This is a genomic window from Nostoc sp. TCL26-01, assembly GCF_013393945.1.
Taxonomy (GTDB): domain Bacteria; phylum Cyanobacteriota; class Cyanobacteriia; order Cyanobacteriales; family Nostocaceae; genus Trichormus.
Map to the genome: position 1 here is coordinate 4,882,596 of NZ_CP040297.1, position 25,490 is coordinate 4,908,085.

24 protein-coding genes are annotated in these 25,490 nt (G+C 40.9%); 12 read left to right on the forward strand and 12 right to left on the reverse strand.

Going from position 1 to position 25,490, the window contains the following annotated elements:
* The first annotated feature begins 80 nt into the window (after positions 1-80).
* Complete coding sequence (locus FD725_RS21090; RefSeq protein ID WP_179049953.1) at positions 81-539, forward strand: response regulator; 459 nt, start codon at positions 81-83, stop codon at positions 537-539.
* An 85-nt stretch (positions 540-624) separates the two neighbouring features.
* On the opposite strand, the gene FD725_RS21095 is transcribed toward FD725_RS21090, so the two are convergent.
* Positions 625-2,253 (reverse strand): alpha/beta hydrolase, encoded by a 1,629-nt coding sequence (locus FD725_RS21095; protein WP_179049954.1) that lies wholly within the window; start codon positions 2,251-2,253, stop codon positions 625-627.
* A 724-nt stretch (positions 2,254-2,977) separates the two neighbouring features.
* Here FD725_RS21095 and FD725_RS21100 point away from each other — a divergent pair.
* Positions 2,978-3,367, forward strand: coding sequence for a hypothetical protein (locus tag FD725_RS21100; protein WP_256871683.1), 390 nt, complete (start codon positions 2,978-2,980; stop codon positions 3,365-3,367).
* 164 nt (positions 3,368-3,531) lie between these two features.
* Here FD725_RS21100 and FD725_RS21105 read toward each other — a convergent pair whose 3' ends face one another.
* From FD725_RS21105 to FD725_RS21120, 4 genes are all read right to left on the reverse strand, one after another.
* Positions 3,532-4,164: a molybdenum cofactor guanylyltransferase gene (locus tag FD725_RS21105; protein WP_179049955.1), complete on the reverse strand. Its 633-nt coding sequence runs from the start codon at positions 4,162-4,164 to the stop codon at positions 3,532-3,534.
* On the reverse strand, positions 4,164-4,544 hold the full coding sequence (locus tag FD725_RS21110) for a VOC family protein (RefSeq protein ID WP_179049956.1): 381 nt from the start codon (positions 4,542-4,544) through the stop codon (positions 4,164-4,166). The genes FD725_RS21105 and FD725_RS21110 overlap by 1 nt, the downstream gene beginning before the upstream one ends.
* A 6-nt stretch (positions 4,545-4,550) precedes the next feature.
* Positions 4,551-6,608, reverse strand: a complete 2,058-nt coding sequence (locus FD725_RS21115) for a thioredoxin domain-containing protein (protein ID WP_179049957.1) — start codon at positions 6,606-6,608, stop codon at positions 4,551-4,553.
* A gap of 110 nt (positions 6,609-6,718) precedes the next feature.
* Positions 6,719-6,871, reverse strand: a complete 153-nt coding sequence (locus FD725_RS21120) for a hypothetical protein (RefSeq protein WP_179049958.1) — start codon at positions 6,869-6,871, stop codon at positions 6,719-6,721.
* Positions 6,872-7,396: 525 nt separating this feature from the next.
* Between FD725_RS21120 and clpP the strand changes: the two genes are divergently transcribed.
* Complete coding sequence (clpP, locus tag FD725_RS21125) at positions 7,397-8,011, forward strand: ATP-dependent Clp endopeptidase proteolytic subunit ClpP (RefSeq protein ID WP_179049959.1); 615 nt, start codon at positions 7,397-7,399, stop codon at positions 8,009-8,011.
* A 151-nt stretch (positions 8,012-8,162) separates the two neighbouring features.
* Here the strand turns inward: clpP and FD725_RS21130 are convergent, their stop codons facing one another.
* Positions 8,163-9,008 carry a hypothetical protein gene (locus tag FD725_RS21130; protein WP_179049960.1) on the reverse strand — a complete coding sequence of 282 codons (846 nt, stop codon included), beginning with the start codon at positions 9,006-9,008 and terminating at the stop codon, positions 8,163-8,165.
* 838 nt (positions 9,009-9,846) lie between these two features.
* On the opposite strand from FD725_RS21130, the gene FD725_RS21135 reads away from it, so the two are divergent.
* The 3 genes from FD725_RS21135 to FD725_RS21145 all read left to right on the forward strand — a co-directional run bounded on the left by FD725_RS21135 (position 9,847) and on the right by FD725_RS21145 (position 13,778).
* Positions 9,847-12,204, forward strand: coding sequence for a ribonuclease R family protein (locus FD725_RS21135; RefSeq protein ID WP_179049961.1), 2,358 nt, complete (start codon positions 9,847-9,849; stop codon positions 12,202-12,204).
* Between the two features lie 16 nt (positions 12,205-12,220).
* Positions 12,221-12,838: a flavin prenyltransferase UbiX gene (locus tag FD725_RS21140; RefSeq protein WP_179049962.1), complete on the forward strand. Its 618-nt coding sequence runs from the start codon at positions 12,221-12,223 to the stop codon at positions 12,836-12,838.
* A 244-nt stretch (positions 12,839-13,082) separates the two neighbouring features.
* On the forward strand, positions 13,083-13,778 hold the full coding sequence (locus tag FD725_RS21145) for a LapA family protein (protein ID WP_179049963.1): 696 nt from the start codon (positions 13,083-13,085) through the stop codon (positions 13,776-13,778).
* A gap of 109 nt (positions 13,779-13,887) precedes the next feature.
* Here FD725_RS21145 and FD725_RS21150 read toward each other — a convergent pair whose 3' ends face one another.
* Positions 13,888-14,082 (reverse strand): hypothetical protein, encoded by a 195-nt coding sequence (locus tag FD725_RS21150; protein ID WP_179049964.1) that lies wholly within the window; start codon positions 14,080-14,082, stop codon positions 13,888-13,890.
* A 468-nt stretch (positions 14,083-14,550) separates the two neighbouring features.
* Between FD725_RS21150 and FD725_RS21155 the strand changes: the two genes are divergently transcribed.
* The 5 genes from FD725_RS21155 (at position 14,551) to FD725_RS21175 (ending at position 19,497) form a co-directional block, all read left to right on the forward strand.
* Complete coding sequence (locus FD725_RS21155; protein WP_179049965.1) at positions 14,551-16,155, forward strand: NB-ARC domain-containing protein; 1,605 nt, start codon at positions 14,551-14,553, stop codon at positions 16,153-16,155.
* A 6-nt stretch (positions 16,156-16,161) separates the two neighbouring features.
* Complete coding sequence (locus FD725_RS21160; protein WP_179049966.1) at positions 16,162-16,692, forward strand: shikimate kinase; 531 nt, start codon at positions 16,162-16,164, stop codon at positions 16,690-16,692.
* A gap of 222 nt (positions 16,693-16,914) precedes the next feature.
* Entirely contained in the window at positions 16,915-17,808 is an 894-nt protein-coding gene (gene argB / locus FD725_RS21165) for an acetylglutamate kinase (RefSeq protein WP_179049967.1), read from the forward strand.
* A 170-nt stretch (positions 17,809-17,978) separates the two neighbouring features.
* The gene (locus FD725_RS21170; RefSeq protein ID WP_179049968.1) at positions 17,979-18,515 is read left to right on the forward strand and encodes a tetratricopeptide repeat protein; all 537 of its coding nucleotides are present in this window, start codon (positions 17,979-17,981) and stop codon (positions 18,513-18,515) included.
* Positions 18,516-18,636: 121 nt separating this feature from the next.
* Complete coding sequence (locus FD725_RS21175) at positions 18,637-19,497, forward strand: DUF3153 domain-containing protein (protein ID WP_179049969.1); 861 nt, start codon at positions 18,637-18,639, stop codon at positions 19,495-19,497.
* A gap of 104 nt (positions 19,498-19,601) precedes the next feature.
* On the opposite strand, the gene pdxH is transcribed toward FD725_RS21175, so the two are convergent.
* Entirely contained in the window at positions 19,602-20,246 is a 645-nt protein-coding gene (gene pdxH, locus FD725_RS21180; protein WP_179049970.1) for a pyridoxamine 5'-phosphate oxidase, read from the reverse strand.
* Positions 20,247-20,355: 109 nt separating this feature from the next.
* Between pdxH and FD725_RS21185 the strand changes: the two genes are divergently transcribed.
* Complete coding sequence (locus FD725_RS21185; protein ID WP_179049971.1) at positions 20,356-21,441, forward strand: AI-2E family transporter; 1,086 nt, start codon at positions 20,356-20,358, stop codon at positions 21,439-21,441.
* A 200-nt stretch (positions 21,442-21,641) separates the two neighbouring features.
* On the opposite strand, the gene FD725_RS21190 is transcribed toward FD725_RS21185, so the two are convergent.
* The 4 genes from FD725_RS21190 to FD725_RS21205 form a co-directional block, all read right to left on the reverse strand.
* Entirely contained in the window at positions 21,642-22,286 is a 645-nt protein-coding gene (locus FD725_RS21190; RefSeq protein ID WP_179049972.1) for a DUF1361 domain-containing protein, read from the reverse strand.
* A 629-nt stretch (positions 22,287-22,915) separates the two neighbouring features.
* Entirely contained in the window at positions 22,916-23,584 is a 669-nt protein-coding gene (locus tag FD725_RS21195; RefSeq protein ID WP_218653129.1) for an iron uptake porin, read from the reverse strand.
* A gap of 184 nt (positions 23,585-23,768) precedes the next feature.
* The gene (locus FD725_RS21200) at positions 23,769-24,242 is read right to left on the reverse strand and encodes a hypothetical protein (RefSeq protein WP_179049974.1); all 474 of its coding nucleotides are present in this window, start codon (positions 24,240-24,242) and stop codon (positions 23,769-23,771) included.
* A 250-nt stretch (positions 24,243-24,492) separates the two neighbouring features.
* Positions 24,493-25,209 (reverse strand): choice-of-anchor E domain-containing protein, encoded by a 717-nt coding sequence (locus tag FD725_RS21205; RefSeq protein WP_179049975.1) that lies wholly within the window; start codon positions 25,207-25,209, stop codon positions 24,493-24,495.
* Between the last annotated feature and the right edge of the window lie 281 nt (positions 25,210-25,490).

The window sequence follows — 25,490 nt, forward strand, 5'->3', positions numbered from 1 at the left end:
AATAAACAGCCAGTCGCCACTAGCTGTTTATTAGGTCTTCCTCCGTAATTGATTTGGGCAACTAGGGAGGCAATTATATCGTGACAAATAATTCGGAAGAACTGCATCCACAAAACGTTACAAATAACATTCAATCTTTAGAAGGGTTACAAATTCTCGTAGTAGATGATAACCCTGACAGCCTATTCCTAACCACTTGTATTTTGGAAAGTTATGGTGTTCAAGTATTAACTGCAACATCAGCTTTAGAAGCACTGGAGGCAATCGAGCAATCAAAGTTTGATCTGTTAATCTTTGATATTGCTATGCCAGACATGGATGGATACTCATTAATTCGCAAAGTGAGAAAAAACCTCCTCACAGAAAACACCAATGTTCCAGCGATCGCTCTCACAGCGTTAAGCTTAGAAGAAAGTTCTAACATGGCTTTGATATCTGGTTTTCAAGGCTATGTCAATAAACCCATAGATCCCAATGTTTTAATCATAGAAATCCTCAAAATTCTGGGAAGTTCTGCATCACAAAATGGCAATAGTTAAGCATTAATGTGAAACGCTAGAGACGTTGCAATGCAACGTCTCTACATAATTTATATATGTCATGATGAACGTGAAATCGTATCACCTATTTTTTCCCGACAGGAATAGCTTCTGGAGGAATTTCTCTGATTATGCGAAAGGGAAAGACTTTAGTGGAAGCTACTTGGGCATACTCTGGAGTCAGAAACACAGCATATTTTTGGGCTTCTGGTGTGAGTTGAGCGACGAAAGCTAGAGCGATCGCTTTCATAAATCTACGGACATCAACAGCTTGTTCACCGACGATTTCACCGCCACTAAAAGGTGTATCTGGCTGTCCTACCTGATCTAAAGTTGTACTGGGATCTTTCACACTCAAATGTGTCCCGCCAACAATACCTACTAACCATTTGGGTGAAGGAATTTTACTAAATCCAATGATTTGTTCGGTTAATGCTGGAGTAGTTTTATCTGCGGAACTGGCGACAATTAAAGTCGGTACTTGCACTTTAGTTAAACCAGTTTCCCCAAACATTAAGGAAGTTGTGGGACTCATCGCCATTGCTTGTTTAATTCTGGCATCCCGCAGTTGATAATTGTTTTCTGGCAATTCTTGAGCTAAACATTGAATAGTTTCGCCAAAACTCAAAATAGATAATTTACTTTGACAACGTTTTTTTAGTTCTGCTAGTTGTAATTCGGCTCCTGCTAAAGATAAAGCCGTACTACCGCCAAAAGAATAACCCAAAATCATTGTATTATTAGTTGCCAGTTTTCCTTGCAGGGGATTACCAGTTGTTTGGTTGAGTTTTGCTAATTCATCTAAGACAAAACTTACATCTTGGGGACGATCTAAAAACTCTTGAGGTGGCAAAAGCCTAGCTTTACCCTGCGCTGCTAAATTAGCATTTGCCTGATTACTGCGGGGATGTTCTAAGGCGACAAATACATAGCCGTGAGAAGCTAGATGTTCTGCTAGATAGCGTAAATCTGTGCGGACTGAACCTAAACCGTGAGAGTAGACAATCAGAGGTTTATCTTGAGTTGCAGCAGTTGACCAATAGATATCAACAGGGATGTTGCGTTCGCGTTTTTCGTCATTCAAACTTAAATTAAGTACTTGTACTTGGGCCGTCCCTCGTTGACTAGGATCAAAAGGTAAAGAAATCTGCGGTGTTGTGGGATTAATAAAAGAAGCGATCGACAGCATAAACTGTTGTGTACGCCAGAAACCACTATTTAAACTACCTGCAACTTTAAAGGCTTGGGGCAAATTAATTTCCAAGCTTTGACTAGGATAAGCACGAATAAAACTAATCACAGAAAGACCTTGAGGAGAACTAGCCCCCAGTACCAATCCGGCTCTTAACGCTTTTGCTCCCGCTTGGTCTTTACGAGCCACAGCTGTTGATAAATCATTGAGTATGGTCGTACCAATTTGCGTATTGAGTAATCTACTAAGAGTAACTACACTCAAAGGTATTCTCATTCTCAGCGCACCGATGAGGGAATTACGTTGCTGTTCAGATAGTCGGCTGGTGAATGTGTTCAAACTACTGGGGAATTTGCCAGTATCCGCCGCCTTTTGTAAATCAGCTACAGGAATGGATTCTGCAAACAAACCAAACCGCACCACAAGAGTATCAGCCGCGTGTGCAGCAGTATTTGTACCAAAAAACTGCGTTAAGGCGATCGCACAACCGAAACTTGCTGCTAATTTCAGATTTTTTCCCATAAAGTCATGACCAATTCATACTGAGGGGAATATAGCTGATATTGGTGTATTTGACTACTGTGCTTTGAAAACTGATATAACTATTAAAAAAAATATAAGCATAAATAGCATAGCCAAACCGCAAAAACTCAGTCTATTGATAGATATTTATATATGTACAAAGATAGAAAGGATACTTTAATCAATAGGGTAGGATTTGCATGAATCATGATTATTGCTGTGCTACTCAGATTTCATGCAGTGGCAATGATATTAAATTGTCGCAAATATTACCCCGTTGCCTCAACGGGGTTTATTTTTAGGAATTACCTCATCGCCATAAATAATACTAATTATGCAACAAAGACTGTAAAAATACTGGTTGATTAACTTAAAGCTATCCATTGATTTCACACAATATATATAATTCCACGGTTAATTTAAAGAAAGTTTTCACCATAATCAATTGCATAATTCAGTAATGACGAATTTGTTTTTAGTAGTTAGACTATTTATTAAGAAATCAATTACAGCTAAGTAATTGTAAGATACAAATTTTCATCAGACTTAGAGTTCAGTAGTCCACTCAAATCAACCGTAGTATTCCCTCTACGGTTTTTTTATGCTCAAAAATACTAAAATTAAATCGGACATTTGTATCAATAAATTCACATTTTCCGTGATTTCACCGCAGCAAAAAATACTGTTTATGAATACAAAGTAAATATAGTTTTCTATTTTAATTATGATGTTTTTGCAGCGATTAAGTAGCGTAGTAGCAATAGTATGCTTATCATTTAGTGGCATTGCGAGTGCCGAAACCACAAAGAATAATTTTTATATTCAAGTAGGAGCTGATAATCGTGGTTTTCCCATCGCGCTAGATTTAGCGTCTGTAAAAGGAACAGACTATACCCTAGTACAACAACATGAAAATGGCATCGCCAAAAGAACCCTTCATGCTGCTTGTAGTCAACGTAGATTATTCTCTAAAAGACTATCTTTCTATTCTGCCAATGGTCAATTAACTAGTGAAGATCGCACTGAAAAAGAAATTTTTCCTAAGCCAAAAACGGCTGATGCTGCCTCAATGGAAATTGTTTGCCGAGTAGCAAGCGATCGCCCTAATAATTAAGTTTTAGAACTTACGCAGTGTCATTAAATTTTCTGGCTTTTTTGTCAATAGTCCATAGTCAACAGTCCAAAAAACTTGATTTTGACTATTGACTATTGACTATTGACCACCCTCTTTTATGGTTTATTGGTTGAGTGCGTAAGTCCTAGTCTAATGATTCTGACTCACGACTGTTGAATCACAGCCCAATCTTCTGGTGTATTGCAGTTAAATAATATTTCCGGAGTTGACAAAGGTAAAACTTGGACAGAATACTGCTGTAACCACTGTTGAAACGATCGCCCCCCTTGATTGATAAACTCTAACAATTGAGGTAAACAGCGACGGCGATAGAAACCACATAAAGGTTCCCAGCCTTTAGGGTGATGCGCTAACGCAGCGATCGCTTCATCTGGTACACTATCAAGTCCAGTAGCCCACTCTCGCAATACCTCAACTCGCAACTTCGGCAAATCACAAGCCAAAAGCAACACCCATTCAGTCTGCACCTGTGCTAATCCTTGAGCAAAGCCAACCAGAGGGCCGGGAGTCGAGAAAGAATCAGCAATATTTTGTGTTCCTTTCTTCTCATCTAGCGGAGTGAATGGAACTTCTTGAATAAATTGGCAATTGGGTAAAACCAAGTGTTGATAGCGTTCTGGCCAAGGTGTGACTACATAAACAGTTTCAGCACAACTTGCAGCAATGTTACACATCAACTGCAACAACGGCACACCATGAACTGGGATCAAAGTCTTATCTTGTCCCATACGGGAACTTTTCCCACCTGCTAGAACGATAGCACTTAAGTCATTCATCAGTTTACTGGCTCATAAAATGTGATGCACACGCCAGCCACATCCAGAATGACAAATTCTTTCATACCCCAAGGTTTTGTTTCTAAGATACCGTTTGGATGAATCATTTGCCCCCCCTTGGACTGAAATTCCCGATACAGTTGCTCAATGTCATCAACTTGGATACGAAAAGTTGTCCATTCTGCCAAGTATCGGTCATCATTTCTTTGTAGGATAATTTCTGCCGAGTCACGTTTAATAATTGCTATCTCGACCGGATTACCTTCTTTATATAAAGTGGTAAAACCTAACTGTTGTTCATAAAAAACAATTGATTTTTCTAAGTCCCCACCAGCCGGAATAATGGGAGTGATGTTTCCCAATACAGGCAATTTATTCATAGTTCTCTAAGCTCTGTTTTGACTCTGCTGCACTTGCTGCAACAACTGTTCCACAGTAGCAGCTGGTGCGAGACATTTTAAACCTTGGCAAACTAAGCCGACGCTGTTTTCTGGTAAATCAGATACTACAGCAAACGCAGCTGTGGGTAAGTATTGTGGAATTAGAGAATTAATTTGCTCAATAGTACTGCGAATCAAAGTAGAATTACGATACCAATCTAAAGCTGTAAACAAGCTAGCACAGGCTTGAGGAGCGCTAGACATAACACTGGTAAAAGCTTTTAAACCTTGTTCCGCTAAATCTAGATAGTGTAGATCCTCAGTTAGTAGTGATAGACGGACGAGATTAGCGATCGCCACCCCATTAGCTGATGGTGTAGCATTATCTGCATAACTGCGTTCGCGGACAATTAAATCTTGACTAGCATCGCTGGAGGTATTGAAGTATCCACCCAATTCTACACTCCAGAGAAACTCGTTAAATTCTGTTTGCAGAGCGATCGCTTTTTCTAGCCAGTAACTATCTGCTGGTGTACAAGCTTGTAAATCTAGCAGCGCTTTAATAAATAGAGCATAGTCTTCAGACTGAGCCAAAACAGTTGGTTGACCTTGATAATTTAGCCTCTGGAACCGTCCCCCAACAAACTGATGCTCTAAAATAAACTTTGCTGCCTTTGTCGCTAAATCTAGATACAAAGATTCTTTAAACACCCCAGCAGCTCTCGCCAAGCCAGAAATCATTAGACTGTTCCAAGCCACAATCATCTTTGTATCCGTCACCGCAGGAATTCGTCCTGGCCAGTTACTACTCTTGGCTTCTTGATTATCCCGTGCAGGTGGAAAAGTCTCTAACACATCCGCAACATGACCATAACGAGCTGCAAATAATTTTGCTAATGTCACTTCTACACTTGCACTCAATTGCCCTGGATGTCGCCTTTGCAAAACATTCTTACCCTCAAAATTACCATCCGGAGTAACGGTAAACTCCTGTTGTAATTCTGTCAGTTCTGTGGGTGTTAATAGCTGTTGCAGTTCAGCGTAATTCCAAACGTAAAAAGCACCTTCCTCCGGCTCTAAGGCGTGAGGATTAGTAAAACTATCAGCATCTTGAGCCGCATAAAAATAACCAGCAGGCGCAGTCATTTCTCGCTGTAACCATTGGATAGTACCAGCCACCGCCCTTTCAAATGCTGGTTCTCTGAAACCTGCACTCCATAAATCTGCTAGATACTCGACAATCTGACCATTGTCATAAAGCATCTTTTCAAAGTGGGGTACTGTCCAAGTGGGATCAACAGTATAGCGGTGAAAACCACCAGCCACATGATCATAAATTCCTCCCAGAGCTAAATCTAGCCCTCGTTGCCGAGAAATTTGCTGACCATCATATCGGGATGCAAAATTAAATCTAGTTCCCCGTAGAGCCAATTGGGCATAGGGAATCATCGGAAAACTGTTCCCGTACTGTTGAGGTGTAATTACCCCTGTATTCGTTTCCCAACCCTGCTTGAGCAATTCACCTGCTTGAGTCTCTTGTGTCGCTTCTGTTTGCAAGACAGCAGAAGTGAGTAGAGACTCAACAATTAGGGCTTTACGTTGGCGCAAATCATCTTTTTCTGTATCATAGTAGCGACGTAGCGCTTGCAACACCTGAAAAAAGCCGGGACGATTATAGCGTGGCTCTACAGGGAAGTAAGTACCAGCATAGAACGGGACTAAATCTTCTGGTGAAAGAAAGACATTTAAAGGCCATCCCCCTTGACCACTCATCATCTGCAATGCCTGCATATAAATACTGTCAAGGTCTGGTCTTTCTTCTCTATCGACTTTGATAGGCAAAAAATGACCGTTCATATACTCGGCTATAGCTTGGTCAGAAAAAGCTTCGCCTTCCATGACAGTACACCAGTGGCAACTAGAGTAACCAATCGACAGAAAAATCGGTTTATCTTCTGCTTTAGCAGTAGCTAGAGCTTCATCACACCAAGGCCACCAATCAATTGGATTCTCAGCGTGTTTGCGGAGATAAAGACTTTTAGCTTGAGCAAGACGATTAGTCATGGTGCAGATAGCAAATAGAGGTAGTTACCTTCTTTGCCCAGTCTAACTCGTTCTTGAGGATATTCTGCGGATTGGGAAGTGAGGAGTGATCAATAAATTAGTTTTTTTAATTAACGTAGCGATCGCCACAAACTTACAATAGATGCTGGTGGTTCTAATGATGGTGAGGCTACTTTGATATCAAATCTATTATTTGTGTTCAGTCCTGCTATCACATGGAGCAAGAAAGTAATGATGGCGGCTTGCACAAGTTTTTCTGGCATGGCAGGTCTCCTTCAGTTGATAGCATTACTAAATGAAATCGGTCAGTCTAACTACACACCCTTCTTCTGGTTTACCGGATTTGTTAGCAATATCCAGTATCATTGCTGATAAAAAAGCTAAAGAAATGTTGAAAAAAAATAATTTTTCAACCGGGTCAAATCAGGAAATTTAGTCTGTATTGGTTACAGCAGTTGGGTAGTAAACTTTAATTTTATAGATGATGTAGACATCACTAAGGATTCTTAAATCCAATTTCCCTGACTAAAATTCAGTTACCTTCTTAGACGTATTCCCCTATAAAAAGTGCCAAGATAAATTATCGACCTCTGCCAAAGGGAGTGAGGGAGTGCTGAGTGCTGTTAGCGGAAGCGGGACGATGCAGCCCGTGCTGAGTGGAAGTCGGAGAGTGCTAACTAATGACTAATGACTATTGACCATTGACTATTGACCAATGACCAACGACAATCCCACAATCTGCCTTTCTCATCGATAAAATAAATGTAAATTAGCTACAAGAACGCTGCATGACTATTCCTATCGTAATTGAACAATCGGGTCGGGGCGAACGCGCTTTTGATATTTACTCACGACTGTTGCGTGAGAGGATTATCTTCTTGGGACAACAGGTTGACAGCAATTTAGCTAACTTAATTGTTGCCCAACTGCTGTTCTTGGATGCCGAAGACCCAGAGAAAGACATTTATCTATATATAAATTCTCCTGGTGGTTCGGTGACTGCTGGTATGGGAATTTTTGACACCATGAAACACATCCGTCCTGATGTCTGTACCATTTGTACAGGATTGGCAGCAAGTATGGGTGCTTTTCTGTTGAGTGCTGGTACTAAAGGTAAGCGGATGAGTTTACCTCATTCACGGATTATGATTCACCAACCGCTAGGTGGCGCACAAGGTCAAGCAACTGATATCGAAATTCAGGCGCGAGAAATTCTGTATCACAAGAAACGGCTCAATGATTATTTAGCTGAACACACTGGTCAACCAATTGAGCGCATCGCAGAAGATACTGAACGCGATTTCTTTATGTCGCCAGAGGAAGCCAAAGACTACGGCTTGATTGACCAAGTAATTGACCGTCACGCTGCTGGTAGCCGTCCGGTGGCTATGGTTAGTCAGTAGTCATTAGTCATTAGTCATTAGTAGTAGGTTGGGTTAAGTACAGCGCAACCCAACATGGATCTTAAAAACCCAGTATGGATATTGGTGTTGGGTTTCCCAAAGCCTCAACCCAACCTACATCTAATACTGCTGACTTGGGACTAATGACTCATTAAAACCCGGCGATAGGATCTGGTTGGGATTCAAGGTGTTTAAGAAAACTGTGTAATTCGTCTTCTGTTAGTAAAGTACGTCCTCGTTTACCGTAGGTTTTAATTAAATATTCTCTTCCTTGTTCTGGTGTCCAGCCTAAGCGTTGCAGTTCGACATCGGTTTTGGCAATGACATCAGATAAATCTACAGGTTCGGCTTTCTTCTTTTTCTTGCCTGTGCCTGATATGTTAGTGACATTTTCTGGTTGGCTATAGCTACGGGGTGTAAATGGCGTGACATTACTAGCTGCTATTTCGGGTACAGTCAGATTTTCTGGTTGTTTAGCAGACAGTAGGGGTAAATCTTCTATTGCTGTATTTAATTCTGGTTCGTGATTACCAGTACTGAGTAAACTTTGATGAAAATCTAAGTTTTGGGTATCACTTTTAGGGATGGTGTACGTCTCAGGTGTATTAGAAAAGCGATTTGGGTTTTCTTGACTATCATTACTAGTGATTGACCACTGATTACTGGCAAAATCCTGATCTTTACCATCACCATCTTGAGCAGAAGTATAGGTAGACTCATGGGATGTAGGATTTGTCTGTGTCTGTATCTGTAGTTCTGGTTGAGGAGATGAGACTACTGGTGTTTGTGGTGTATTTTGCATACCCAAAACCATCAGCGCTCTATTTCTAGCTTGGTCTTCAGCAACTTCCACAGTTTCAGCCGCAGCCATACCTGTGGCACGAGTTACACCTTCAATTTGTACGCTTGCCCGAACGATATATTTTCCCTGAAAAATTTGTACTAATTCAGAAATGAGACTACCGTTAGGGTACAAGCTCTGGAATTGAGCCAACATAATACTGCCACCAATCTTAACTCTACGTAATAAGGGGGTTGATGCTACCTGTATACCCTAGTCTTATTACCCTTTGTAATTCCCTATCCTACCTTAGTTTTGCCAGTCTGGGGGTTTAGGGGTCTAGGGAAAACTTGACTCACAACTCAGCACTCACTACTCACCTTGTAGCAGTGATTTTAGATTACTGTTGATTAATTCTCAGTGGCCTTGCTATTAATGCTATACTATTTACCCAACTCAAGATCCAGAACTTTTTTCTGGAAATGCGCTCTAAATCTACAATAATGGAGATAAGGTTCGCTCTCGCTGCTTGTTGGACTGCTGCCTAATTGTGGCCGATTCTACATGGGGACAAATTAGGTAATTCCGCAGTTTCTCCTAGTAAAAATCAGAGTATCATAGCGTAAAAGTACCTTCAAGCTAGACAATCAAACACCTGTGTTTTCCCCGACAAATCGCTTTTGGGTAGTGTGGAGAGTAAATTTTCTACCAGCCTCTCGAAACCATTTGCGTAATTACCTAACGGGGCAAAGATCGCATCAGGCGTACTTTATCAGTTTGGTTTAGGTGAAGGAACTCAAGCGCCAGCTAACTCTGAGTTGTCGTGCAGTGAGAAGTTCGTCAAAGGTGTACTCCTCCAAAAAAGCCAGCTACGCGGAGCGTCTGTTGAAGAAGCAGCTTACCATCAAAGTGGGTTAGCTTTTCTGGTTGGAATTTCGGGAACCCTATTGCAGGGGAATTCGTGATCCAGCTAATATCTGTAGGCCGTGAGGGTATACGGCAAAGAACCAAATTCAAACAAACATGATGTTTTGACCAAAGGTCGGTTCACTGCATGGAATTTTCAATCGCTACACTCCTTGCCAATTTCACCGATGATAAATTGGTAGCTCGTAAAGTTTTGGAAAAGAAACTTGGCTGCGAGGATGAAGACAGTTTACACAAACTTCATATTGTCTTAGAAGTTTTGGAGAAAATCGGGATTTTAGTCAAGGAACGCGGGAAGTATCGCCGCCTTACAGAAGAAGGTCTAATCGAAGCAAAACTGCGTTGTTCTAGCAAGGGCTTTTGCTTTGCCATCCAAGATGTAGAAGGGGCTGAGGATATTTATATCCGAGAAAGTCATCTCAGCAATGCTTGGAATGGCGATCGCGTTTTAGTCAGAGTTCTCAAGGAAGGTAGTCGTCGCCGTTCTCCGGAAGGCGAAGTCAAGCTGATTTTAGAACGTTCTAACCACACTTTATTAGCACGGATTAAGCAAGTAGAAGGCGGTTTTCGGGCTGTACCCTTGGATGATCGATTGCTGTTTGAACTGAAAATTCAAGCCAATAAACTGAAATTAGAAGAAGCACTCGATCATTTAGCTCACGTCGAGGTGCTGCGCTATCCTTTAGCTCAGTATCCCCCTGTCGGTCGCGTAGTACAAATTCTCGGTAGTGATGCAGAAGCGGCGGCTGATATAGATTTAGTCACTTGTAAACATGATCTATCCCGTAATTTCTCGGAGACGGTACAAGAAGCCGCCGCTAGATTACCGAAAAGGCTACTCAAAGCAGACCTGAAAACCAAACTGGATTTACGTAATATACTTACTGTCATTATCACTGATATGAATAGTGACAATAAGTTAGTAGAAAATGCCATTAGTCTGGAAAAAACTGTCGCTGGGAATTGGCAGTTAGGTTTTCATATCTCTGATGTTTCTCACTTTGTCCAACCAGATGAACCCTTAGACAGAGAAGCAATTAAACGCGGTAGGTCTGTATATTTGGGTGACTTAGTTTTACCTATGTTTCCCGATACCGTAGCTGAACGCTGTTCCCTCGTTCCTGGAAGCGATCGCTTGGCACTATCCTTTTTAATTAGCATCTCGCCTGAAACAGGAGAAGTGTTGGAATGGGAAATCCAGCCCAGTGTCGTCAATGTCGATACAGCCTTAAGTAAACAGCAAGCTGAAGCAATTCTCCAGGGACAAGCTAGCAAAAAAGACTCAGCCCAAATAGTCCAATTACTGCAAAACCTGGCAACCATCGCCCAAGCAATTAAACAAGTCCGCCTCTCCCGTGGTAGCTTGCAATTAAATCTGCCATCGAATCACAACCCCTACTATGATGAAGGGATCTTAGGGGCTGTCATCGTTAATGATTCACCAGTGCGATCGCTCCTGACTGAATTGGTGTTATTAGTAAATGAATTAGTCGCCCACCATTTGAGTGCTTTAGGTGTCCCAGCTATTTGGCGCGTCCAAGGTACACCCGATGCGGAAGATGTGCAAGAAATGCTGAAACTGGCAATTAATCTCGGTGTTGAACTGTCTCTAGAACCAGAAGTAGAGATTGAGCCTCTAGATTATCAGCAGTTAACCAGAGCCTTTGCTGAATCTCCCTCAGAGCAAGTCTTAACTTATCTGTTGCAAGATACACTTAAGCCTGCGGTATACAGTACAACAAAAGCATCCCACTTTGGTTTGGCGCTACAGCAATATGTACACTTCACTGCACCCTTAAGACGCTACCCAGATTTACTGATGCAGAGAGTATACTATCAGCTATTGGAACATGGACGCGATCGCCGTAATACCAGAGTCAAAGAACGAGTCAATCTGCGCCACTCCTCCAGCCACGCCGAAATTAACTGGAATGTTTTACCGCCAGAACTGCAACAGGAATTGCAAAGCGACTTGACTAGAGTGATTATCCAAATCAACGACAGAGAAAAAGAAGTCCAAGAAGCAGAAGCCGATTTAGCCGGGTTGCAAAAAGCCCAACTGATGAAGCAACGCATTGGGCAAGTTTTCCAAGGGGTAATCACTGGTGTGCAATCTTATGGTTTCTTTGTAGAAATCGAAGTTTCCGCCGTCGAAGCCACAGCCAAGAGTCATGTTGGCGTACCTTTACGTGTAGAAGGGCTAGTACACGTCAGTTCCCTCAAAGACGACTGGTATGAATATCGCGCCAGACAGCAAGCACTCTTTGGCAGAAAAAATCGCGCTTCTTATAGATTAGGCGATCGCGTCTCCGTCCAAGTGAAAAGCGTTGATTACTATCGCCAGCAAATAGACTTAGTAACTGTTGGTAGCGATGGCTTAGTCAAAAATGTCGGCGTGGGCGCAGTTAACGATGATATTTCCCATATGTATATGCCCAATGACCTTGAGTCTGACGATTTAGACCATTATGCTGAGGAAGAATAAATTTTGTTAATTTCCGGTGACAAATTATAACAAACCCCTAATTATCGGCGTATCAGGAGCATCTGGCCTAATTTACGCTGTTCGCGCCCTTAAATATCTGCTAGCAGCTGATTATGAAATTGAATTAGTAGCCTCTAAATCAACTTACATGGTTTGGCAAGCAGAACAGGAAACTCGAATGCCCTCCGAACCAAATCAACAAGAGCAATTCTGGCGAGAACAAGCCGGAGTTGCTTTAGCTGGTAAACTGCGTTGCCATCCTTGGAGTGACGTTGGCGCTAACATTGCTAGTGGTTCCTTTCGGACTTTAGGAATGATTGTCATTCCTTGTAGTATGAGTACAGTAGCAAAGCTAGCAGTTGGCTTGAGTTCCGACTTACTAGAACGCGCTGCCGATGTTCATCTCAAAGAAGGACGTAAGCTAGTAATAGTCCCTAGAGAAACTCCTTTGAGCCTAATTCACCTACGAAACTTAACAACCTTAGCAGAAACCGGAGTTCGAGTTGTCCCAGCCATTCCCGCTTGGTATCACAACCCTCAAAGCATCGAGGACTTAGTTGATTTTGTCGTAGCCCGTGCCTTAGATCAACTCGACATCGATTGCATCCCTATTCAAAGGTGGCAAGGAAGATGAGAAGGGGAGTAGTGAGTGCTGAGTGCTGTTAGCGGTAGCGGAGCGTTCAGCCCGTGCTGAGTGAGAAGTGCAGGGGTGCAGGAGTGTGAACAGTGAACAGTGAACGTTTATTAACTGATAACTGATTTGGTAGGGGTGCAGGAGAGAAGAGGAAATGCTAATGACCAATGACTATTGACTATTGACTATTGACTATTGACTATTGACTATTGACCAATGACCAATGACCAATGACTAATAATTTATGCCTCTAATTCGCTTAATTCTATTAGTAGCAGTAATGGGTGGACTAACACTGTTGTTAGTTCAAAATTGGTCACCTGTTATATCACTGGTGTTTTTAGGGATGCGGAGTCAACCATTGCCATTAGCGTTGTGGATACTATTTAGTACGGCTGCTGGTGCTGGCACATCTTTACTAATTACCAGCTTGTTTAAATTATCAAATTATTTTGGGGGACAACCACGCCCAGCCCCATTCAAATCAACTACAACTTCTAGACGTGCCACAACTACCCGCCAAACAGCATCTACACCCCCTCCATCTAGTCAATCACCAGTTCGTGAGCAAGATGAGTCTAATAGTGATGAGTTTGATGATTGGGAAACGAATACTGGTGCAAATGATGATTGGGATTTTGCACAAAAGCCACAAGAAGCGGCAAATCCTAATTCTCCAGCCCAATCAGTTCGAGACTCTACTGTCTACGAACGTCAACAACAACCCAAAAGCAGTTCTCAATCTGGTTCCACCTATTCTTATAGCTATCGTGAGCCAAAAAACACCGCCGCAGGTAAAACTGAATCTGTCTACGATGCTGATTACCGAGTAATCATCCCTCCTTATCAACCTCCAGCCAATGAAGTAGCTAACGATGAAGATGATTGGGGATTTGACGACGATGACGATGATTTTGAGGATGAACGCCCTCGTAAATAATGCAAATCAGCCATCTATTTTGACCAAGGTTGGGACGGTCTACTACTTCTCTTAAGATACAAGGTTGGGTTGGGCTGTGCTTAACCCAACCTATTTTTCTGGGCCCTACTTATTTAATTCCACAGCGCTCACGAGACTCCTGCTTGACTCTACCGTTCATAGCAGCTTCTTGCAAACTCATGAAAGCATTTAAATCGTCTAAATCATAATGAGTGGTTAATAAACGCCGTAGCTGATTTTCTGCGTCAACCGTCAGATAACCAGTTGTTATAGCTTGTTGCACAACGTCACGAATTCGAGTCATGGTTGATGCCTCATTACACACCACAATTAATTAATCTGGGCTAACCAGGTAGAATATGCAGTCTTGCTTACGCTTCGATATGCCAATTGATCAAACAGCTTAATGGTTTTTTGAAAGTTGCATTGTCTTTTTTTACACTTTTATCTGCAACAATTATTAGTTAAAGCTGACTGTCATTCAGTCTAATAACTTCATGCCTGTGCTTTAAGAAACACCGTATTCTAGCCAAATAAATCAGCTCCTTTAGAGATAGAAAGACACTAGTTTGTATTGACAGCATTTGTCTACATAAAGTTTCAAAGAAGCTTGATTAAATTTATATTAAGCCAAACATACCTAATCGATTACTCTGAAGTCACCTAACAACAGTTAGTAAATTTGTTATAAATTCACCTGCAATTTATTCTGACTTTATCAAAGAATCGCTAACATATTGCCTAAGTTACATCCAATACATAGAAAACAGTAATGGCAACTAATGATTCTCATCAGATAGAGGAATTTATCGAGGCCATAAACAACTGGGAGTTAGAAAAGTTATACATAGATTTAGCATCAACTAAGGGAAAAGCTCTCACACCAGTAGAAAAGAAATTTCTCAGAGGCTTACTATGTGGCTGTAGTCCAGCAGAGATTGCTAGTATCGTTTATCAAAGCCGTAGTAGCAGCACTGTGAGAGTTTACCTATCTAATGGTTTATACAAATACATTGAAGAAATGCTGAGTATTCAAGCAGGGTATTCAGTCAAAGTCAAAAATTGGAGTCGTGTTACTTATTTGCTCGAAAAAGCTGGCTACAAAAAGGATAGGTTACTACCACAACTAATTAATAGTCATCAACAAATACACCAAGAAACAGGAACTGAGTTAGTAAAAATTCAACTTACTTCTACCCAAGACTGGGGTGAAGCAATTGATGTAAGTATGTTCTACGGACGAGCAGCAGAACTAACAAAAGTTCAACAATGGATTATTCAGGAACACTGTCGGCTAATTGCACTTTTGGGTATGAGTGGCACTGGAAAAACAGCGTTTTCCATCAAACTAGCTCAAGAGGTTCAAGAACATTTTGATTATATTATCTGGCGATCGCTACTTCTCGCACCTACCCCAGAGGGGATATTAGATCAAATAATCGCCTTTTTATCCCCTCATATTGAATCAAAAGTGACTGAGACTGTAGAAACTAAAATTTCTCGCCTCATAGATTGTTTACGTTCTGCACGTTGCTTAATCATCTTGGATCATCTTGACTCTATTCTCGCTAATGACCATCAACACACACAAGCAACTACTGTAGGTATAAAAAATATCCCAAATCCTAATATTTTATCTCAAATCAAATACAATTCCAGTTATGAGATTTATCAAGAATTAATTAGAAGGGTAGGAGAATCTCAACATCAAAGCTGTTTAATCTTTACTAGCCGAGAAAAAACTCCGGAAATTACCCTTTTAGAAGGAGATAGATTACCTGTTCGTTCTTTACAATTAACTGGTTTAACAAGACAAGACAGCAGATTAATTCTGCAAGACAAAGGATTGAGTCAAATTGCGGAAACAGAATTGCAAGTATTATTTAACTGGTATGGAGGTAATCCATTATTTTTAAAATTAGTAGCTAATACTATTCAAGAATTATTTTCTGGGCAAATTGCTGAATTTATCGCCCAAGGTACGGTGATTTTTGGAGATATTAGAAACATTCTCAATCAGCAATTTCATCGCTTATCCCATCTAGAAAAACAGATCATCTATTGGATTACTAGCAATCAAAACTCTGTTGGGGTTAATCAGTTGCCAGCAAGTATTATACCAGGATTGTCACCTCGAATTTCCCAAAGACTAATCTTAGAAGCCATAGAGTTACTACAAAAACGTTCTTTAATCACAAAGCAATCGTCAGGCTTTAAGCCAAATCCAGCCCTACAGGAATACATAATAGACTGCTTGATAGAGGAAAATTGGCTATTAAGTGCCGAGCAAAAAGGTAATCTATTAATGAGTCAGACAATTGTCAGTGCAAATTTAAACAACCACACCAGAGAACATCATGAGAAATTGGAGATTTGAAAGAGCGTGAGTAGTTTATTAAAGGGAGTCAACGTATACCTAATTGGCATGATGGGGACTGGTAAAACTACAGTCGGCAACTTACTAGCCCAACAATTAGCCTATAGATTTGTAGACACTGATGAGATTATTTGTCAAGCCAGCAAAAAATCTATTAATCAGATATTTGCCGAAGCCGGAGAAGAAGCATTTCGCCAATTAGAAAGTGATGTCTTAGCCCAAATTTGTGCTTATACTCAACTAGCGATCGCTACTGGTGGAGGCATTATCTTACGACAAGAAAACTGGGGTTATCTACATCACGGTTTAGTTGTCTGGCTAGATGCACCAGTAGATTTACTCTACGCCCGCCTAGCAGAAGATACCACAAGACCGCTACTACAAGAACCCGATCCCCAAGGCAAATTGCGATCGCTCTTCGCCCAAAGAACACCACTCTATTCTCAAGCCGATTTACGCATCACTGTAAATGAAGGTGAAACACCAGAACAAATCGCCAATAAAGTCATGGCAGCAATACCCAGTGTTTTGAAGTAAGAATTAGGGGTGTAGGGGTATGGAGGTGTAAGGGTTTAGGGGTTTAGGGGTGTAGAGGTATGAGAAAAAAGAGAAAATAACTAATGACTATTGACTATTGACCAATGACTATTGACTATTGACCAATGACTAATGACTAATGACTTATATCACAAGAGATTGTGACTAATGGCAAAGTCTTTTACACTTACTGCATAAGTATTTAAGTCTCAACAGCTGTTAGTGATGGTCAACGATACTGAGTACATTAGGCAAGCCGAAGCTACACGAGTACGTGTCCTAAGTGAAGCACTACCTTATATTCAACAATTTGCCGGGCGCACCGTTGTTGTTAAATATGGTGGTGCAGCAATGAAAGATAGCACCCTCAAGGATCAGGTGATCCGCGATATTGTGTTTTTGTCTTGCGTCGGGTTGCGACCAATTTTAGTTCATGGTGGCGGCCCAGAAATTAATAGTTGGTTAGATAAGCTGGGCATTGAGGCACAATTTAAGAATGGTCTACGAGTTACCGATGCCCCCACAATGGATGTGGTAGAAATGGTGCTAGTTGGTCGAGTTAATAAAGAAATTGTTGCCCTAATTAATCAAGCTGGTGGTTTGGCAGTGGGGCTTTGTGGTAAAGATGGTAACTTGATTACTGCTCGTCCTCAAGGTCAAGAGGATATTGGTTTTGTCGGGGAAGTCAGTAATGTCAATATCAAAATTTTGGACACTCTAGCCAGTAACGGCTACATCCCTGTGGTTTCTAGTGTGGCAGCTGATGAATCGGGACAAGCTTACAACATCAATGCTGATACTGTAGCTGGTGAAATAGCAGCTGCGCTGGGAGCAGAAAAATTGATTTTATTGACTGACACCAGAGGTATTTTAAAAGATTATAAAGACCCCTCAACCTTAATTCCTAAAGTAGATATTCGTGAAGCCCGTGAGTTGATTAATAGTGGTGTAGTTAGTGGTGGCATGATCCCCAAAGTGAATTGCTGTGTGCGATCGCTTGCTCAAGGAGTCCGTGCAGCACACATCATCGATGGCCGTTTGCCTCACGCCCTATTGTTAGAAATCTTTACTGACGTGGGGATCGGTACAATGATCCTCGGTTCTCAGTATAGTTAATCTGTAAGGGAGTAGTGAGTAGTGAGTGCTGTTAGCGGAAGCGGGGCGTTCAGCCCGTGCTGAGTAGAGGAGTGAGGGAGTGAGGGAGCGAGGGAGTGAGGGAGTGAGAGAGTGCTGACCAATGACCAATGACCAATGACTATTGACTATTGACCAATGACCAATGACCAATGACTAAGGTGAATACAGAAAGTTTAGAACTAGCTAAAACTAGATACCAAGCGGGTAAAATTGCCTTTGAAAGTGGGCAATATCGAGAAGCTGTAGAAAATCTGGAAACAGCCAGTGGATTATTAGCACGAAACACTCGTTTGGGAGGTGAAGTAGAAATTTGGTTAGTCACGGCTTATGAAGCCGCCGGACGTACAGAAGATGCGATCGCTCTTTGTCAGCAACTCCGTCATCATCCCCATGCAGAAACAAGTCAACAAGCCCGGCGATTACTTTACATCTTGCAAGCACCAAGGCTCAAAAGACCTAGTAATTGGATGACACAAATTCCCGATTTGGCAGCATTGTCTGATAATGAAGCCAAAACTCGCATCACAGCTAAACCACGCCAATCATCTGAACGGAAAAAGCCGACTGAAGTCGAATTTGTTGATCTCACTCAGGTCAATACCAAAGATAATCGTTTTATCTGGGTAGCACTCATTGCCGTTGGGATCACTATTTCGTATTTGATCTGGCTCGGTGTTAGAGGCTAGAAGCGAGAATTTTTTACTCAGCACTCCCTCATTCCCAGTTACTGAACGCAGTTGAAGTACACTCACTCAGCACTCTCTCACTCTCTTTGACAAACTCAAAATTTGCAGAGGACATATATTAATGAACTATTCTCTTATTGGTAAACTTTTAACAGTTTTAGTTAGACCGTTGAGGTTTTTACTAGCAAAATTGCCTCATAAACCTCGCATCAATAAACCTATTTCGTTATTAATACTGTTAACAGCACTGTTAATGTCTGGTTGTGTTAAATACGATGTGGGCGTGAAATTCGATAACTCCAATCGTGGAGAACTGGTACAACATATTAAGTTAGGAGAACAACTGACCAGTTTTAGCGGTGACTATGTTTATGAATGGTTAAACAGCATTGAACGCCGTACTCGCAAACTAGAAGGTACAGCCAGACGTGTTTCTAGAGAAGAAGTATTTGTCACAATTCCCTTCAGCAACGGTAAAGAATTACAAACCAAGTTCAATGAATTTTTCAGTTCTCGCGCCAATCAAAAAACCGAGAATAAAAGCAATGAAGCCAATTCAGAACTCCCAAAAATTGAGTCTAACTTACTAGTGACACAAAATAACTTCTTGCTAGTAGTGAGAAATGAATTGATTTATGATTTAGATTTGCGATCGCTCTCTTTGATCGGTAGTCAAGGTAACGTATCAGCCGATGCTAGCTCTATTCTCGACTTGGATTTTAGTTTAAAAACACCTTGGGGAGCTAAAAACATTCAAATAACAGAAACCGCCATCGCACCCGAAAAACAAGGTGGACAGCTAGTATGGCATCTCCAACCAGGAGAACTTAACCACATAGAAGTAGTATTTTGGCTCCCCAGTCCTTTAGGCATTGGTAGTCTGTTAATTATTCTCTTTGTTCTAGGTGGCTTGTACTTGAGATACATCTTCATGCCAGATCCCAGCATTCAGTTTACCCCCAAACCCGCAGCAACAGAGTAATAATTGCTATTAACGCTAGCACTCACTTACTACTCAGCACGGGCTAAACGCCACGCTACCGCTAACAGCACTCCCTCACTCCCTTACTCAGCACTCAGCACTCCTCAAGGTGATAATCGCTGAATCTTCCAGCTACCATCATCTAAGTGAGTATAAAGCAAGCGATCGTGCAGCCGACTAGATTGTCCTTGCCAGAACTCAATTTCTGTGGGGATCACTCGCAAGCCTCCCCAATGCGGGGGTCTGGGAGCTTTTTGATTTGCATACTGACTCTGCAATTCTCGCATCCGTTGCTCTAGAACTTGGCGATTCGGGATAATCTCACTTTGATTGGATGCCCATGCACCCAGGCGACTGTTAGCTGGACGACTTTCAAAATAATAGTCTGATTCACTTTCAGACACTTTTTCTACAGTCCCTAAAATCCTGACTTGGCGTTCTAATTCTGCCCACCAGAAAACTATGGCTGCTTGGGGATTTTCTGCTAGTTCTTGGCCTTTGCGACTGTTATAGTTAGTGAAAAAGACAAATCCTCTTTCATCAAAGTCTTTTAAGAGTACCATTCTGGCTGAGGGCTTGCCATCAGGTGTGGTAGTAGCCAGTGTCATCGCATTGGGTTCGGGCAGTTGGGCTGCCAGTGCCTGCTCAAACCACTTTTTGAATTGTATAAAAGGATTAGGGTCGGCTTCAGTTTCGCTCAGACTCTCCAAAGTATAGTCTTTCCGAAGGTCGGCAATAGCTTTATCCATAGTAATTTACTTCCTCCTGGTTCAAAGTTAAAAATATCTATTATGATGATCAGCGCCAACACTACCTGCACAAATTGTCTCAAAAAGTAGCGGAAATAAATTACCCCAGATGCGCCGTTCGCCATCCCTGAAACTTTTACTGATCTATGGTCTGAGTGGCCCGATTGTCGCTCTGAATATCTGGTTATTATCCGTACTGTTTCGCTATTTTCAAAATCCTATTACGATTTTGAGTGTTGCGGCAATTTTGGCTTTTTTGCTGAACTATCCAGTAAAATTCTTTGAGCGCGCCCGCATTACTCGCACTCAAGCTGTGGTGATTGTTTTGCTTGTCACCTTAACTCTGTTGGGAATCTTGGCTGTGACTTTAGTGCCAATGCTCATTGATCAAACAATCCAACTATTAAATAAGATTCCCGATTGGTTAACAGCTAGTCAAGCCAACCTAGAGCAGTTTGAGACATTTGCCAAGCAGCGCCGTTTACCTCTTGATTTGCGAGTAGTGAGCAATCAGATTAACGCTAGTATTCAGAGTTTGGTACAACAGCTGGCTTCTGGTGCAGTTGGCTTGGCGGGAACATTGCTGTCTGGATTACTCAACTTTGTGTTAGTGGTGGTTTTGGCATTTTATATGCTTTTGTATGGCGATCGCGTCTGGCATGGTTTAATCAATCTGTTACCATCCAATCTTCGCATCCCTCTCACCGCTTCTCTACAACTCAATTTTCAGAACTTTTTCCTCAGTCAGTTATTGCTAGGGGTGTTCATGATTATCGCTCTCACCCCCATTTTTCTCGCTCTCAAAGTACCCTTTGCCTTATTATTTGCCATACTCATCGGTGTTTCTGAACTTATTCCTTTTATCGGTGCAACTTTAGGTATTGGCTTGGTGACAATATTAGTACTTTTACAAGACTGGTGGTTAGCAGTTCAAGTTGCCATAGCCGCAATTATCCTGCAACAAATTAAAGATAATTTGTTAGCTCCCAAATTATTAGGTAACTTTATTGGGCTTAATCCAATCTGGATTTTTGTATCTATTTTAATGGGATATGAAATCGCCGGTTTACTAGGTACATTAGTTGCTGTTCCCATCGCCGGCACAATCAAAGGTACTTTTGATGCTCTCAAGAGTGGTAAGCAAAGTGATTTTGGATCAATAGTCACTATTACTCATGATTCAAATATTGAGTAGTCATTAGTCAATAGTCAATAGTCATTGGTCATTAGTCAGTGGTCATTAGTCATTAGTATTTTTTCTTCTCCCCTGCACCCCTACCAAATCAGTTACCAGTTAACAGTTATCAGTTACTAGTTAATAAACGTTCACTGTTCACTGTTCACACCCCTGCACCCCTCACTCAGTACTCAGCACTCCCTCACTCCCTTACTCTTCTAATATTCTGTATGTTCTGATTTCATGTTTATGTGATTATTTCTTTGCGTAATGAAACCTAGAGATACTCGCTTCATGATCAAATACAAAACAAGCAGGATCACAAAGCTAACAGTAATGATAATCAAAGGCTGTTTTCCTAAAAGTTCTTCAACGCCTCTAGTGAGTACTTCATCTGGCTGAGTGATAAAATCCCAACTGTTAAAACGTAAAAATCTACCCCAGTAAATTCCAATAGCATTGAGAGCGTGTGTAATTAACTCAACTGCTAAAATCCATTGACTTTTCCCAATTCGATGTAAATAGTAGCCTAAATTAATTAAAGATATGACATAAGCTTCAAAGCCAGCAAAAATAACGATTAGATAAACTGGAATCAGCACCAAAGTAATCAACCAAACTGATTGAATCGTGCGAATATCATGTATCAAGTGAATTACATCAGTTAATAGATAAGGCGCATTTGGTAGAAAAGCGTAGAAAACTAAGAATCCTAACCACCATATCCCAGAGTTTCTGCGTCTAGTACGAAATAGCCAAACACTCAAAACCAAAGGTATAAAAGCCAGAAACAAATTCCAAGTCATCCAACGTACATTTATACTTAAAACCTGTAAGACTCTAGCTATCAATTCCTCTGTCATAATTGTTTACTCACAAAATGAATGAATTTGCTTTGTACAATTAACCAATCTATTGACTAGAAAGCTAGCAATATTTGGTTTGATTGATAAGTCATTAAAACAGTATTTTCTCTTTAACTTACTGGCTTTGCTCGATTATAAAAACCAACACTATTAAATCACAGTATAGCGAGAAAATCATCAATGGTAAATCTATGTAGTCTTTGACGATGTTTCCCGAATTTCTCACGAAATTTATCAAACCGAAGTCCAGAGGCTGTAGGGGCTGGTTCACAAATATGCTTCAATTATTCACGAATATCTCATGAACCAGCCACTACCGTTTTGTGAGAAATGCAGGGTTTGAGATTAGTTGCCTAGTCGGAAAGTAGAAAGTGGGTAATGATAAGTATGAGTCTTTATAAAAAAAAGTTCTCATTAGCTGTAAAAACAACTACTAAGAACTTCAGTAAAGTTCGTGATAAAATCTCGCTCTTTTCCTAGCTTCGATATTAATTACAATCTGCTGGTGGGAGATTCCCGAATTATTGAATAAATAATTTTTAGTCTAGATCATTGTTGTTAGTTCCTTGGAGGCTGAAAATCGCTTGTCAGAACAGTCTAGTCGTTGTGGAAAACTGATTTGTCTGTTATTCGCTAGTTTGATATGAAATTGCTGTAATACTTTCTCCCAACTCTTCTAACTCTGACCACACCTCACCTTGTAGGCGTTGTAGTAGCATTAAATCCTCATGACTAATAGCGTTATTTTTATTGTTAGTGATTAACTCCTGAATTTGCTGGAGACAAGTTTTTAAACCAGTTGCAAATTCATAACGACTAATTGCCTGATGCCCTAAATAGCCGCTATCCATGTTAGTTATACAACCATGATGCTCTGCTATCGATTGCAAAGCACTAAATGCCCAGTCAGTAGGTTGTATATCATCCAGTTGAGAGACAGAGTTGATTTGAGACATCGATTCATCTGCATCGGGTGTTTCTGGAGACAGATAAAAAGAGAGAGATGGCGAGAATTCTGCTCTATTGACTAGTTCTTCTGGTACTGCTGTAACAAAGTGAGAATTAGCGAAATTTGGCGCTGTTACTTCGCGGATAACTTTATTTATGGGTGAAAGTGCGTAGTCGCTGCGGTTATCTGCTTGTGTAAATTCAGGTGGGATAATTTCCGCATTGGGAAATGCCAGAGGTAAATGATCTCGCTGGAGATTTTCCTCAGCTTTGTCTGACTGAATTATCGGCTGTGCTGGTAAATTGTCACGCAAAGAGGTTTGGCTGGCACTTAATACACTAGCCATCAGTAGACTTATGTCACTCATTGTATATGGTTTGACTAACACCAATATTTACATTTGACAATGAATCATGGTGTTATTCAGGAAAGTTTTAAAAAAAACAGTGCTAAAAATTACTATTATTTTTAAAATTATTTGGGGACTGAAATTTAATCCCCAGTGAATCATAACGGATATCTTCAAGAAATTACTGAGGCTGTACGCAGTACTTATTCAGTTCCTCAACTAACATATCCGATTCTTTGCCAGCAGTTTTAGCTGCACTAGTAAGTACAGTATCAATTTCGCTTCTAGCCTTTTGTAATTTTTCTCTCCCAGTTGAGGATGCTTCAGCCGTTTTAGCCATACCAAGCGCCCTAGATGCTTTGGCGATCGCCTGACTGAGATTCTGGAACACCTTAGCAAAACGGCTTTGAAGGTCTTGGAGATTAGGATCTGTTAAGTTGAGTTCTTTCAGGGATGTGGTGATAGCCTCTAAATCCTTGGACAGTTGAAAACTCGTAATGACTTGCTGTCCTTTATTTTGCTCTATCAGAGAATTGCCTGCATTGACAACTTGAATGAGTCGCTGACACTGGGAGGCTTTATCTTCAATACAACCAGTCATCAATAAAGCAATACTGAGACTAATAATAAGATTATACTTACGCCAAACTGACATACATCTGCACCAATAGTCAAATACAAATAATAGTAGCTAATAATTGAGTTTATCTGATATCAAGCTCCTCGACTGCTTGAAGGCAACCAGAGAGCCGATGTCTAAATGAATGATCGAACAAAAAATAAAAAACCCAAGTTAATTAATAACTGGGCTAGGAAATTATTGAGTTATCTTATGAACGTCTTTGTCTGCACAACCTGGTTAAGCAATGAACTTTTTGAGGTAAGCTAATTCACTTCAGCAAATCCTATGAGTTGCTGACTTTCATTGAGCTTTTTTTGCGTTGTGATAGCATACCAAGACCTGCAATTAAACCAATGCCCAAAGCAGCAGAAGGTTCAGGTACAGATTTAGCAGGATCATAGTCATAGGTGACTTGGACACTTGCTTTAGCTAATGTATTGATAGAGCTAGTGATGTTACCAGAACCACTCACTACTGAGTTAGCGAAAGCTGTGAATAAAAAGTCTAAATTGCCAGTACCAGTAAATACTTGCAAAGATGGGCTATCAGTAAAAATTGCATCTGTAGATTTTGTGGCGGATAGACCAGTAAGAGTTCTTCCTGATGTGCCACCAAAATCTGTTACTCCGTCAAAGGGACTCACATTGTAACTGTTAACTTGTTGTGGAGTTAGTAACAATAGAGGTTTTGGCTCTAAGTTCACTTGTGTTAAGGATATCTCTCCACTCAAATCTACTGTAACCGTAGAATTCCGTGCGTTTCTACTTTCAAATTTTGCATCTCCAGTTAAGTCGCCAACAAAGTTCAATGTTACTTTCTTGAGAGTTCCCAGAGCAGAGTTGAACTTCTGAACGCTAATAGTAGAATCGACAATGTCTGTATTTGCAAAATTAGTAGCAGTAGTGTAGCTGAGTGAAGCAGCATTAGCCGAGCCAGCAGTAGCGATGATTCCCGCTAAGGTTGTAGCCGCGCCTAGAGTTTTGAACAGTGTTGTTGTCATGGTAAATAACTTTTTCAAACAAAAGATTGCCAGCAAGATTCCTCATTTATTTCTATCTTTGAAATGGAGTTAATTGGCTTGAGAAATATACCTAAATTTATGTAAAGCTTTAGCGAGGAAATGCGTTGGCAAAATCTACCTTTTCCAATATGTATATGAATTTTTGTTGAGGAAGGTGTAGATTTAGCTGGAGTTGAGCGCATCAGCACTCAATGTAGACTTTGAAAGCTCAATTTGGATCTCAGTGTTGGGTCTGCTGAGGTCAGCCCAGCCTACAGCTA